Origin of the sequence: uncultured Paraglaciecola sp., assembly GCF_913058035.1 — a bacterium.
Lineage (GTDB): Bacteria > Pseudomonadota > Gammaproteobacteria > Enterobacterales > Alteromonadaceae > Paraglaciecola.
In genome coordinates this window covers 26,080-39,241 of record NZ_CAJXPA010000020.1, presented here as the reverse complement: position 1 = coordinate 39,241, position 13,162 = coordinate 26,080, and the positions used below count along the sequence as shown (strand labels likewise).

General features: G+C 41.5%; 9 protein-coding genes and 1 pseudogene. 1 reads left to right on the top strand and 9 read right to left on the bottom strand.

The window, feature by feature from the left end; genetic code table 11:
- Nucleotides 1-309 precede the first annotated feature (309 nt).
- The 9 genes and pseudogenes from QZ562_RS04570 to hutC all read right to left on the bottom strand — a co-directional run bounded on the left by QZ562_RS04570 (nucleotide 310) and on the right by hutC (nucleotide 11,835).
- Nucleotides 310-1,791, bottom strand: a complete 1,482-nt coding sequence (locus tag QZ562_RS04570; RefSeq protein WP_293757366.1) for an IS91 family transposase — start codon at nucleotides 1,789-1,791, stop codon at nucleotides 310-312.
- Nucleotides 1,792-2,127: 336 nt separating this feature from the next.
- Nucleotides 2,128-3,561: an IS1182 family transposase gene (locus tag QZ562_RS04565; protein ID WP_293757364.1), complete on the bottom strand. Its 1,434-nt coding sequence runs from the start codon at nucleotides 3,559-3,561 to the stop codon at nucleotides 2,128-2,130.
- A gap of 159 nt (nucleotides 3,562-3,720) precedes the next feature.
- Entirely contained in the window at nucleotides 3,721-3,954 is a 234-nt protein-coding gene (locus tag QZ562_RS04560) for a transposase (RefSeq protein WP_293757362.1), read from the bottom strand.
- A gap of 9 nt (nucleotides 3,955-3,963) precedes the next feature.
- Entirely contained in the window at nucleotides 3,964-4,899 is a 936-nt protein-coding gene (locus tag QZ562_RS04555) for a hypothetical protein (RefSeq protein ID WP_293757360.1), read from the bottom strand.
- A gap of 58 nt (nucleotides 4,900-4,957) precedes the next feature.
- Nucleotides 4,958-5,920 (bottom strand): UDP-glucuronic acid decarboxylase family protein, encoded by a 963-nt coding sequence (locus QZ562_RS04550; protein WP_293757358.1) that lies wholly within the window; start codon nucleotides 5,918-5,920, stop codon nucleotides 4,958-4,960.
- Nucleotides 5,921-6,404: 484 nt separating this feature from the next.
- Nucleotides 6,405-7,552: pseudogene (locus QZ562_RS04545) on the bottom strand (IS30 family transposase).
- 319 nt (nucleotides 7,553-7,871) lie between these two features.
- Complete coding sequence (gene hutH, locus QZ562_RS04540; RefSeq protein ID WP_293757368.1) at nucleotides 7,872-9,392, bottom strand: histidine ammonia-lyase; 1,521 nt, start codon at nucleotides 9,390-9,392, stop codon at nucleotides 7,872-7,874.
- The gene (gene hutU, locus QZ562_RS04535; RefSeq protein ID WP_293757356.1) at nucleotides 9,392-11,095 is read right to left on the bottom strand and encodes a urocanate hydratase; all 1,704 of its coding nucleotides are present in this window, start codon (nucleotides 11,093-11,095) and stop codon (nucleotides 9,392-9,394) included. Before hutU ends, hutH begins: the two co-directional genes overlap by 1 nt.
- Nucleotides 11,096-11,103: 8 nt before the next feature.
- The gene (hutC, locus tag QZ562_RS04530) at nucleotides 11,104-11,835 is read right to left on the bottom strand and encodes a histidine utilization repressor (protein ID WP_293757354.1); all 732 of its coding nucleotides are present in this window, start codon (nucleotides 11,833-11,835) and stop codon (nucleotides 11,104-11,106) included.
- A gap of 110 nt (nucleotides 11,836-11,945) precedes the next feature.
- Between hutC and hutI the strand changes: the two genes are divergently transcribed.
- Nucleotides 11,946-13,157, top strand: coding sequence for an imidazolonepropionase (gene hutI, locus QZ562_RS04525; protein WP_293757352.1), 1,212 nt, complete (start codon nucleotides 11,946-11,948; stop codon nucleotides 13,155-13,157).
- Nucleotides 13,158-13,162 lie beyond the last annotated feature (5 nt).

The following is a 13,162-nucleotide window of genomic DNA, read 5'->3' as shown; positions in this document are numbered from 1 at the left end:
CCGCTAAACGGGCAATAAAATCCAGCGGCTCAAAGATGGCATGACTGCGCCGGTCACCGGTGGTGCCGTCACGGTAGGGTGTTTTGAGTTGGTAACGAAAAGTATAGGTAAAATAAAACGTCATTTTTCATGAAATGAAAATACATGATGCCTCATATTTTCCATATTGACCTCTCTTTTATATCCTTGAGGGAGTGAAAGTCGGCGATTTTTCGTCTATTAATCAACTGTTTCTACTTAATTCAGAATTCAAGACAAGCGCATCCCGCTGTTGTGCAAACCAGTTTTGCTTATGATGATGAACGGCTTTTATTCAAACAGACTTATCTGAGGCGGTGCTCGACTTTGTGGGGGCAATAATTCAACGACTTCGTCATTCTTTGTATTCAGGTGGCTGAGTATCTTTTGGATCACCAATGGGTCTTCGATGCTCGCTATAACTTTAACCGCACCACCGCATTGCTCACACGTTTCAATGTCGATGTTAAAAACCCGTTTAAGTCTTTGCGCCCAGGTCATCGATTGGTGTTTTTGTGCCCTCGTTTTTTCCTGCCCTGTCGGCAATGCTTTTTTTGCCTTATTTCGTAAGGCTGGTGTTATTGTCACGCGGTGCCGACTGTTTGGCGCAAATACGCCATGAAACCTAGTGAGGTTTACGCGGGGTTTGGGTACCAAGGCCGCTAAACGGGCAATAAAATCCAGAGGCTCAAAGATCACATGAGTGGTGCCGTCACGGTAGGGTGTTTTGAGTTGGTAACGTACCTTACCGTAAGCCGTTATTGCCAACCTTTTTTCTGATACCCCAGAGCGGGTAATATAACGGCACAGTCTTTCGAGTTTACGCCTATCCTGTGCGTTGCTCATGACACCTGCATGGAGACTGAAGCCTGCCACATTTGCGGCACAGCCTGACGCAAGCCCCTGCTCTGCCATAGGTGCAATGGTTTGCAAGGTAAAGACCTTTCGTCCTTGCTGTTTGCCTGTAGCGATGCGATAAGTAATGGAATACCCGTGAATTTGCAACATCGGATCGTCTTCCAGCCCATCCAAAGCCAGGTAGTCATTGTCATCATCCCTCACTAATAAGCCCTCGCGCTCAAGAAAACCCGCCACACGCTGGCTAATGCGGTGAGTAAGACTATTCAGTTCACTTTTTGTCGGGGCTTTTATCGGGTGAAAACGCGTTTTGCCATAGTTATCTTCGGCATATACGCCATCGAGGTAGAGCATATGAAAATGGATATTTAAATTCAGCGCTGAGCCAAATCGTTGGATCAGTGTGACCGCACCCGTTTGTGCCGTCTGTTTGTTGTAGCCTGCTTTTTTAGTGATATGTGTGGCAAGTGTGCGATAGACAATACCCAGTACTTTTCCCATGATCTGAGGATAACTGGCAAACAAAAATCTAAGTTGAAAAGGGAAGCTCAATACCCATTGCCTAATGGGCTCATGGGGCAACACATCATCAACCAGCAAGGCGGCGCTTTCTGCCATTCGCCGCGCGCCACAGCTGGGACAAAATCCTCGGCGTTTACAACTGAATGCGACCAGGTGCTCATGGTGACAATCTTCACAACGTACTCGCAAAAACCCATATTCCAAACGACCGCACTTGAGGTACTCTTCAAATTCTGACCGCACATACTTGGGCAAACATTTATCTTGTTGCCCCATGTGGTTCAGAAACTGCGGGTAATATTTTTCAATAATTTGATAAAGAAGGGTTTGCTCTGGTTTATGACGTTCATACTTTACCGTCCCCTCTCTTCTGGCATCCTTGACAATAGACATATACCACCCCAAATACTGTATTTTTATACAGTATAGGTGTGTTTTTTATTGTCGGTATGCTGGAACTTTATAGTGCAAAGATATGGGCATTAGTGGTTGAAAAACTAATTAGCTTTAAGCCTTTTCTAGATTAGAACCTTATGTCGGCTTTTGGCACAGACTGTGTAAAAACTATTTTAAATACTAATCTGCGGCAGCTTTAGTCACATCCTTAGCATCGGAGTTGATGTGTCGAATATCTATTTGAAATAGTAAATGTGGGCGTTGAGTGACTTTTAGATGGCAATAATGGCTGCTAATAAGGCTATACACGTGATTTTTTGAGGATTAACTACCCTAGGCCATCATAGCCTCCATCAAACCAGTCGTTCCCATTATCGACATCATTCGTTTCAGGTTATACGCCAGCACACTGAGACTCATTTCAGTGCCGACGCTCTCAAGGCCCTTAGTTACAAAGTGAGTAGCACCCATCCACATTTTCATGGTGCCAAACGGGTGTTCCACTGTTTGCTTTCTCAGAACAGGTATATCAGGATTATTGTCCAGTCGTTTTTGCATATCTTCAATGATTGATTCGTGTATCCACCGCCTCATTCGCCGAACCTCGTTCTTTGCGCTAGTCGTGCATTTAGCACGTATTTCACACTGGCTACAGGCGATATTGTTAAAGTAGACGTCTTGTTCAACTCCTTTTTCGTTTGAACGAAAACGGTTTTGTAAGGTCTCTCCCGCAGGGCAAATATACACATCTTTATCCTTGTCATACTTAAACAGGGACTTGTTGAATATTCCTTTTTTCGCCGAGCCAGACGTATCAATTTGAGGCACATTAACCGTCATACCTAGGTCATGTGACGCCTTGATATCAATGCGGCTGAAGTAACCTTTATCTGCAATGACGATGATGTCTTTCTTCTTCATTGCTTGCTGTACTTGTTGTGCCACTAAGGTTAATTGGCCTCTATCAGTGGTCATCACAATGTCATGATGGGTGATGAGATGGTGCTTGGTGTCTACTGCGGTTTGTACGTTGTAGCAAACCTGTCTTTCCATATGGTGTGTCTTCATCAAACGTGCATCAGGGTCGGTTTGTGATATCTGTTTGTCTGGATGCTCATTCACTTTTACTTCAAGCGCTTTAAGCTCAATCAAGCGCTGCTCAAGCCATGCTAACTTTGAGGCTGAGACGGTGTTTGAAGACTCTTTTTCATCTTTGTCTTTGGTATCCATTTGACTTAAATATTTTTGAATACTCTTCTCAACGCGGTCAATATGGAACTGGACCTTGCTGGGTGTGTAATTTCTTGATTTGTTGTTGACGGCCTTGAACTTACTGCCATCAATGGCAAAGAGTGAATCGCTGAACATATTCATCTGGCGACACATCTCTACAAACTGACGGCACGCACCTTTAATTCCTTTGCGGTTATCCTTTGTGAAGTCAGCAATCCTCTTAAAGTCTGGCATTAATCGACTAAGCAACCACATCAATTCAACGTTGCGATGGCTTTCTTTTTCTAAGCGACGCGAAGTTTGAATACGGTTTAGATAACCATAAATATAGGGTTTTAACAGAATGGCTGGGTGGTAACCTGGACGCCCTTTGCCTGTTGCAATAACACGCTCAAATCCAAGTGTTTCAAGGTCTAAACCCTCAACAAATACATCCACGACTCTAACCGGATTATCTTCAGTAACAAAGTCATCAAGCGCTTCTGGAAACAAGGTAGTTTGTGTTCTTGATTGGCCTAAAATATGATGTGCCATCACGTTTTCTCTATGGTTTAGCTGACCCTATAATTATACTAAAAGTGATGGTTTAATAGGCGGAAACATTAAGATTGTTTGATCATAAAAACATAGAGCTTAGACCAAAAGGTGATCAACAGTTTTCACACAGTCTGTGCCAATAACGGCCGTTCGTGGTCATATCGATTTAGGAGCAAGAAACCTAAGTTTTAGTAAATTAGGATGCCTGTCTCTACAACTGCTGTAAGATATTTTGAGTGGGTAACGAATCTTGCCGTAAGTCGTTATTGCCAACCTTTCTTCTGATACCTCAGAGCGGGTAATGTAACGGCACAGCCTGTCGTTAGCCTTTATTCTTCGATAGGTGCAATGGTTAGCAAGGTAAAAATCTTTCGTCCTTGCTGTTTGCACGGCTTCATTTCATAAACCATTGTCTCGGTGCAGTTTTATTTTTCCAAGATGCCAGCCTATTTTTGATCTATACGCAGCTAAACCTTGTTTGCAATAGGCTTTAATCGGTAGCTTTTTCATAGAAAGATAACTTTCATTTAAGCCAAAGTTGTCAATAATCGCTCTCGTTATAGGATATCCATCATTCACATCAACATGTTGTACTTCATTTTCACTGGTTTCCAACACATAACATATAGCAGGAAATGGAATAGGCTTGGCAGGCGTTCCTTTTTTAATTGAGAGAGCGTATTGCTTAGTGTGATTACCACAAATTTCATGTACGTATGCTACTGATGTGGCTTGTATCAAATCTTGCTGAGAGCTTGAGCTATCGACTGCTTGGCTAAAATTACCCAAAGAAAGTAAAAATTCAGTTTGATAGACAAACGTACTGCCACAGTGACGAGATATACCATAACGTGTCATAAAGGTTTTTTGCTTAAAGTTTACAACATATGCCTCATTTACATGCCAAATAGGGTAATCCGTTTGCTCTTCTAAATACTGCACAATATTAATGTTTATCCAGTCATCAGCATCAACAATATATATATAGCTTGGATTAAATTGTTTGACATATAAAAGACCGGAAAGAATTTTTGTACCTTTATCACCTCTATTTGGAAAGTATTTTTTGGGGTGACAAGACACATTTTGGTCTGAGATAGAGAAAGTTTTTAAGTATTCATCAAGCGACGGTGGTACTGGAAAATCAACAATATGATAATGAATACGTTCATCGTGGAATTCAATGACGGGTTTTTCATTACAAACAACCACTAATATAAAATTAGAGTTACTTTGGGAGCATATTGAACGAGCCGCTATTTCATATAAAGCGACGGCCTTTTTATAACTATTCGTGTTGTGAGGATGTCTGATCGAAGTAATGAATGCTAGCATGTGAGATTCCTAAAATGGTTTAACTTAGAGACTTAAATGTGGTGTGTCAGAACACAATTCAGTCATATAAATACTTTTCTTTTAGTAAACAATCAAAATACTCGATGGTTTTTTTAAGCCCGTTTTGTAATGGAATATTAGTTTTCCAATTCAATAATTCTTTAGCAAGGCTAGTATCAGGTTGTCTTTGTTTAGGGTCATCTTGTGGAAGAGGTTTAAAAACCAATTCTGATGAACTGCCAATTAAATCAATCACCATATTGGCTAATTCCAACATATTAAATTCATTAGGATTACCTAAATTGATAGGCCCAGTCACGCCATAAGCACTATTCATTAACCTAATAAAACCTTCAATTAAATCGTCTACATAACAAAACGAACGGGTTTGACTGCCATTACCATATATTGTAATGGGTTGTCCTTTTAATGCCTGAACAATAAAGTTAGACACCACCCTGCCATCATTAGGGTGCATATTAGGCCCATAGGTATTAAATATTCTAGCGACTTTTATATTTATATTATGTTGCCTGTGGTAACTAAAAAATAAGGTCTCTGCACATCTTTTCCCTTCGTCATAACACGCTCTCGGGCCTATAGGGTTAACATGACCCCAGTAATCTTCAGCTTGAGGATGAATAAGTGGGTCACCATACACTTCACTCGTAGAGGCTTGGAATATCTTAGAATTACCACGGTAAGCCAAGTCGAGCATATTAATTGCTCCTAACACACAAGTTTTAATGGTTTGCGTTGGATCGTATTGATAATGTATGGGAGACGCCGGACAGGCTAGATTATAAATTTCATCTACTTCTACATGTAAGGGTAAAGTTATATCGTGGCGCATTAACTCAAAATGCTGAGAAGATAATAAATCAAGTATATTGTCTTTTGTTCCAGTGAAGAAATTATCTACACAGAGAACATCATTTCCATCTTTTAAAAGCCGTTTACATAGATGAGACCCCAGAAAGCCAGCACCGCCAGTTACTAATATTCTCTTTCTTAAATGCATAATCTGGACTATTTCCTATATAGTGTAGTTTTTTAATGATGCAGATTGCAGTTTCTAATGCGACACATTAAATTTTGAAGGCCAGTCAGTGAAGCTCACAACGTGAAATTCCAATTCTGTGATGTAAACATCATTACTAGTATAGGTAAAATAAAACGTCATTTTTCATAAAATGAAAATACATGATGCTTCATTTTTCCATATTTACCTCTCTTTTATATCCTTGAAGGAGTGGAAGTCGGTTATTTATCGTCTATGAATCAACCGTTTTCACATAATTAACAACTCAAAACAAGAGCCGCCCACCGTTGTGCAAACCAGTTTTGAATATTATTTTTGTTTATGATGATGAACTTCTTTTATCCAAACAGACTTATCTGAGGCGGTGATCGATTTTCGCCGTTAAATACCTGCTTCAAGCGTATAAGTGGTATTTAACTGATTGAAAAGCTAATTGCCCCACCGTCTGTAATTCGCTGTGAGATCAATCGATCGACGCAACACATTGGCTAAATCTCTCTGCTGGTGTCTCATAGCCTAACGTTTTTCTTGGTCTTTCGTTTAGTTGTCTAGCAACTTGACTCAATTTTGTTGAGAATGGACATTGAGGTCTGTTCCTTTGGGGAAGTATTGACGCAAAAGTCAGTTTGTATTTTCGTTTGAGCCTCGTTGCCAAGGTGATTTCGGATCGCAGAAGTAAACTTGAATGTCGGTGGCCAAAGTGAACTCCTTGTGATTAGACATTTCGCACCCTCTATCCCACGTTAATGTTTTATATAATTCGTCGGGTAGTTTTTTTGATTGATTTATCAGCGCGCTAATAACAGCTGCTGTTTTGTTGCTGGCGACTTTAACTAACATGACATAACGAGAGTGCCACTCAACTAAAGTAGCGATATAGCTATTTCCTGAGCCTGCAATTAGGTCTCCTTCCCAGTGGCCAGGAACCGCTCTATCTGCTACTTCTGGTGGTCTTACACTAATATGCACAGCATCGACTATCTTACCTAAACCTTTTCCTTTCAAGGTTGCGTGTTTGAAACGTCTCATAACCCGCTGTGAGCGCAAGCACTGTTGAAGTTCTTTTTTCAATGCTCCTCTCGTTTGGATATAAAGCGTTTTATATATTGTTTCGTGAGACACATGCAAGTCCTTGTTAGGATAAGTCCGCATCAACCAACCAGCGATTTGCTGTGGTGACCAGCTTCGATGCAGCTTCATCGCAATTAACTTTGCCAATGCTTTATTCAATATAAGTTTACAGGGTTTTGCTCGTTCCCACGCAGCTATATCAGCTTTGTTCGCCCTATAAATCATGCGACCACCATTGCGATTAACTTCTCTAGATATTGTTGAGGGCGCGCGATTAAGTTGTTTGGCTATTTCGCGAATAGATAATTGCGATGAGATATCGCAAGAAATTTCTTCCCGCTCTTGGGCCGTTAAAGGTGATGGCGCTCTTTTTTTAGCTGGATGTTTGATCCCACCGGTTTTAATTAATATTCCCTGTATGCTTGAATGGCCTCTATCAAAGAACTTTGCTATATCATGTTAAGATTCACCTTGCTGATATCGCGCCCAAATTAACGCACGTTGTTGTGCATTATAATAAATTCTTCTTCTCTGTTTCATGGTAACGCCTCCGCTTTATTTTAGTATAGCGTTGCATTGACCGATTGATCTCACAGTCGATAGTGGTCCTTTTAGCCAGAAGCAATAGTGACGATTGAGTGCCAAAATTCAGTCTAATTTAATTAAGCCACACTGACGGCTTATGGTACAAAGCCTTCTGTTAGTGAAAGCTAATATCGATGGGCTTAAGTAGCAAAGTACATATCTAAAATTTTTGTAACTAGTGACGGTTGTATGCAACTTTAGACATGCCATGTTATTTCAAAAATTCAAAAAATTAAAATAAGTCTTTTCGTTCTCAGTCCAAGACTTGGCAGAATTAGAGTAGCTCGATATCAATGATATCTAATAAACTGCGATTCACGATCAATGTTTTGGCATTCTCAATATCGGGTGAAAAATATCTATCTTTATCGTAAAAAGATACCTTTGTTCGCAGCAAGGCTTTAACAGATTTAAGTTTGTCACTGGTTTCAAGCGGTGCTCTAAAGTCTAACCCTTGGCTGGCAGCTAACCATTCTATGCCTAAAATCCCTGCCACATTGTCGAAAATATCCCACAGCCGTCTACCCGCAAATGTAGCCATTGATACATGATCTTCTTGATTGGCCGAGGTAGGTAATGAATCTATTGATGCAGGGTGTGCCAGAGTTTTGTTCTCGCTGGCAAGTGCAGCGCTGGTGACTTGTGCGATCATAAATCCCGAATTAACGCCGCCGTTATCGACTAAAAATGGTGGCAGTCCACTTAAGTGGGAATCAATCAATAACGCCATACGTCTTTCAGACAAGGCACCAATTTCGGATAATGCAATGGCTAACATGTCTGATGTCATAGCGATGATCTCAGCATGAAAATTACCACCTGATAAAATATCACCACTATCAGCGAACACTAATGGATTATCTGATACTCCATTGGCTTCTATAACAAGGGTCTGTGCGGCAAAACGCATTTGTTGCAAACATGCCCCCATCACTTGCGGCTGACAACGTAACGAGTAGGGATCTTGAACTTTTTCACAGCCGTCGTGAGAGTGACCAATAGTGGATTCTTTTAATAAACCTCGATAGGCAGCAGCGACATCAGTTTGTGCTTGATGACCGCGCACTTCATGAATTCGTTCATCAAACGGCACCCTTGAGCCCAATGCTGCTTCCACACTTAATGAGCCTATGGCGATACTGCAATTAAGGGCATTTTCTGCACAAAATAAGCCTTTTAATGCAAAAGCAGTAGACGCTTGTGTACCATTTAGTAGGGCTAAACCTTCTTTAGGTGCTAGTGCAATCTTCTCTAAACCCGCTATTTTCAAAGCGTGCTGTGCTGAAATACGCGTGCCTTGATAAATGACTTCGCCTTCTCCCAGTAATACAACACTCATATGAGCTAGCGGTGCTAGGTCACCCGAAGCGCCGACTGAACCTTTTTCAGGAATAGCAGGGTAGATTTCCTTGTTGTACAAGGTAATTAGGGCTTCAATGACTTGCAGACGAATACCTGAATAACCACGGGACAGGGAGTTTATTTTAAGCAATAACAACAAACGCACCACATCTTCAGACATAAATTTACCAATGCCTGCGGCATGAGACAAAACGATGCTGCGTTGTAAAAGTTCTAACTCTGATACGTCAATTTTAGTGTTCGCTAATAGACCAAAACCGGTGTTAATTCCATATACAGTTCTGTCTTGTGCAATGACATCTAGCACCACCCGTTCTGCTTTATGAATAGCTTCGTGCGCATCAGCTGACAAGGAAATAGGTATGTGTTGACGATGCACGTCTCTTAATTGCGATAGGGTCAGTTGGCCCGGTTGAATAACGATGTGGTGCATCATTTTTGTCCTTGTTTTATTTTATTTTTATTTGCATCTATTTCTAACATGGGCAGATCTAAATTATTTTTTATGGCACATTCTCTCGCCACTTCATAACCTGCATCAGCATGACGCATGACGCCCGTGGCTGGGTCGTTATGTAACACTCTAGCGATACGTTTATCAGCATCTTCAGTACCATCACACAAAATAACCACACCAGAATGTTGACTGAATCCCATACCTACGCCACCTCCGTGGTGCAAGCTTACCCAGGTTGCCCCACCAGCGGTGTTGAGTAACGCATTAAGTATCGGCCAATCTGATACTGCATCCGAACCGTCTAACATATTTTCAGTTTCACGGTTGGGGGAAGCAACTGAGCCTGAATCTAAATGATCTCGACCAATCACTATTGGTGCGGATAATTCACCTGTTCTGACCATCTCATTAAAGGCTAAACCAAGCTTTTGTCTTTCACCCAAACCAACCCAACAAATACGTGCGGGTAGACCTTGAAATTGAATACGCTCTTTGGCCATATCCAACCATTGATGCAGGTGTGGGTTATCGGGTAGCAACTCTTTTACTTTTGCATCTGTTTTATAGATGTCTTCAGGGTCGCCAGATAGCGCTACCCAACGAAATGGACCGATACCTTGGCAGAACAAAGGTCTAATGTAAGCAGGTACAAACCCTGGAAAATCAAAGGCGTTTTCGATACCTTCTTCTAAAGCCATTTGGCGAATGTTGTTACCGTAATCCAGCGTAACCGCACCTTTCGTCTGCAGATTTAACATGGCCTTGACTTGCACAGCCATTGATTGTTTGGCCGTTTTTATGACTGCTGACTCATCTGATAAGCGTTGCTTTTCTGCCTGCTGTAAACTCCATCCTATAGGTAAGTACCCGTTCAAAGGATCATGAGCGCTGGTTTGATCAGTCACCACATCTGGCGTTATATTGCGCGTAACCAGTTCGGGAAAAACATCTGCTGCATTAGCCAATAAACCGATAGAAATCGCTTTACCTGCCAAATTCGCTTCTTTTAATAAATCCATCGCATGGTCGATATTTCGAGCTTTTTTGTCCAAGTATCCTGTTTTTATCCGAAAATCGATGCGGCTTTCGTCTACCTCAACGGCCAGCATTGAAAAACCTGCCATAGTAGCCGCAAGAGGTTGCGCGCCACCCATACCGCCTAGACCACCCGTTAATATCCAGCGGCCTTTTGGGTCACCATTAAAATGTTGTTTCGCGACACTAATAAAGGTTTCATACGTGCCCTGCACTATGCCTTGTGAACCGATATATATCCAAGATCCTGCTGTCATTTGCCCATACATCATTAGGCCTTGTTTATCTAACTCATTGAAATGTTCCCACGTTGCCCAGTGTGGCACCAAGTTAGAGTTAGCAATAATAACGCGTGGTGCATTTTCGTGTGTAGGAAAGACCCCTACCGGTTTACCACTTTGGATCAGCAATGTTTCATCAGTATTGAGTCGTTTGAGTACCTCAACAATCTTGTCATAACTTTGCCAGTCTCTAGCAGCACGACCAATACCGCCATACACCACTAAACTTTGTGGATGTTCGGCAACCTCTGGATCAAGGTTGTTCATTAACATTCTAAGCGGTGCTTCTGTCTGCCAACTCTTAGTGTTGAGTTGATTGCCTCTGGGGGCGCGGATAATACGACTGGGATCATGACGATTCATAAAGCTTCCTAATGTGTGGGATTAAAATCGAGGTGTCCGCCAATTCGATAGCGATTACCTGGATGATATAAACGGGCATAACTCACGATGCCTTTGCTTGAATAAGTGCGACGGCTCACCTGCAAACAAGGTTGAGCGATATCGATATCCAATATGTCAGCTAATTCTTTGTTGGGAGATATGGCTTCAACAGAATGATCAGCTTGAGTAAGCGGTGCTACTTTACTCAAATAATGATTCGCAGTGGTATGCATAAAGTCTTGTTCAATATATTGTGGCGCTAAAGCAGGATTAACTAATCGATCTTCTAATTGAATAATCAAGTCGTTCTCCATATGCACAATTTTGGTATGGAAAATTAAAGTATTCGCTGCGACACCTAACCAAACACGTTGCTGATCTGATGCGTGTATTGTATCCACATCTAATACTTTGTTTGAATAGCGATGGCCGCGCTGAGTGATCTCATCGTCTATGCTGCGGATTTCAAGAATCGAGCTCATAGGTCTGCTATCAGAAACAAAGGTACCTACACCCTGAGACCGGGCTAAAATACCCTCAACTACCAGTTCTGATAAAGCACGACGGGCAGTCATACGACTCACACCAAAATTGGCTGCTAATTTATTTTCAGATAACACTTTGTCGCCTGGGCGCATTTCGCCACTTTCAATTTTATCCAATAATGCAGATTTAATTTGTACAAACCTAGCTTGCACCAGAGATTTATTATTTATCATCAACCGCTCAAGTATGTGAGAATAAAATGATATTAATACACTTGTACATACTTGTATATACAAGTATGTACAAGTAGACTCATATGCAGATAAATCTAAGAGTATAGGCAATGACTAGACAGTGTGATGTAATAATAAACAATGTACGTATTGCTTCGATGCAAAAAAATGGTAATGCTTACGGCATGCTAGCTGACTCTTCTGTAGCCATTAAAGATGGTAAAGTATTTTCTATATTCGATGATTCTGAAACCTCATATCAAAGTGACATTAGATACGATGGTGAAAATAAATGGTTACTTCCTGGATTTATCGACTGCCACACCCATCTTGTTTACGGAGGCAACAGAGCTAACGAGTTTGAACAGCGCCTGCAAGGTAAAACCTATACTGAGATAGCTCAACAAGGTGGCGGTATTCAAGGCACAGTGAATGCCACCAGAGAAGCATCTGAACAAACCCTCCTCAGCAGTGCGATTAAGCGTGCTGCGAGGTTAGTTGAAGAAGGGGTGACCTGTATCGAAGTGAAATCGGGTTATGGTTTGGACTTGCATACCGAATTAAAAATGCTCAAAGTCGCTAAACAAATTTCTGAGAATTTACCTGTTAGTATCGTTACCACTTATCTTGGTGCACACACAGTGCCTAAAGAATATCGTTCAAATCCTGATGATTATGTGCAATTTATTTGCGATCAGGTGATACCCGTTGTCGCAAAACAACGGTTAGCAACCTGCGTCGATGTATTTTGTGAAAGCATCGGTTTCTCACCTGCACAATGCCGCAAGATTTTTGAAGCAGCTAAAGCACACGCGCTCAATGTGAAAGCCCATGTTGAACAACTCTCTGATTTGAAGGGTGCCAAACTTGCAGCTGAATTTGGTGCCATTTCTGTCGATCATATTGAATATTTAGACCCTAAAGATATCCCCGTATTACAAAAATCAGGTACGGTTGCGGTGTTGTTACCCGGCGCATTTTATTATCTAAGTGAAACCCAAAAACCGCCTGTAGCCGCACTCAGGGCAAACCAAGTTCCTATGGCGATAGCCACCGATTTAAATCCTGGTAGTTCACCTATTGCATCTATTTTAACCATCATGAATATGGCGAGTGTGTTGTTTGGTTTGACCCCAGAAGAAGTATTGTATGGCGTTACCCTACATGCGGCAAAAGCGCTGAACCTATCAAACAAAGGGCAAGTTAAAACGGGGATGGATGCAGACTTGTGTTTATGGGATATAGCACATCCGGCAGAATTGGTTTATGGCATTAACCAACATCGACCGTCTGCTAAGTGGTTTGCGGGTAAGGAATGTTAACTGCC

Excerpts from the sequence above, each read along its gene's own strand:
- QZ562_RS04570 (WP_293757366.1), bottom strand. The coding sequence starts at position 1,791 with ATGTCTATTGTCAAGGATGCCAGAAGAGAGGGGACGGTAAAGTATGAA.
- QZ562_RS04565 (WP_293757364.1), bottom strand. The coding sequence starts at position 3,561 with ATGGCACATCATATTTTAGGCCAATCAAGAACACAAACTACCTTGTTT.
- QZ562_RS04555 (WP_293757360.1), bottom strand. The coding sequence starts at position 4,899 with ATGCTAGCATTCATTACTTCGATCAGACATCCTCACAACACGAATAGT.
- QZ562_RS04550 (WP_293757358.1), bottom strand. The coding sequence starts at position 5,920 with ATGCATTTAAGAAAGAGAATATTAGTAACTGGCGGTGCTGGCTTTCTG.
- hutH (WP_293757368.1), bottom strand. The coding sequence starts at position 9,392 with ATGCACCACATCGTTATTCAACCGGGCCAACTGACCCTATCGCAATTA.
- hutU (WP_293757356.1), bottom strand. The coding sequence starts at position 11,095 with ATGAATCGTCATGATCCCAGTCGTATTATCCGCGCCCCCAGAGGCAAT.
- hutC (WP_293757354.1), bottom strand. The coding sequence starts at position 11,835 with ATGATAAATAATAAATCTCTGGTGCAAGCTAGGTTTGTACAAATTAAA.
- hutI (WP_293757352.1), top strand. The coding sequence starts at position 11,946 with ATGACTAGACAGTGTGATGTAATAATAAACAATGTACGTATTGCTTCG.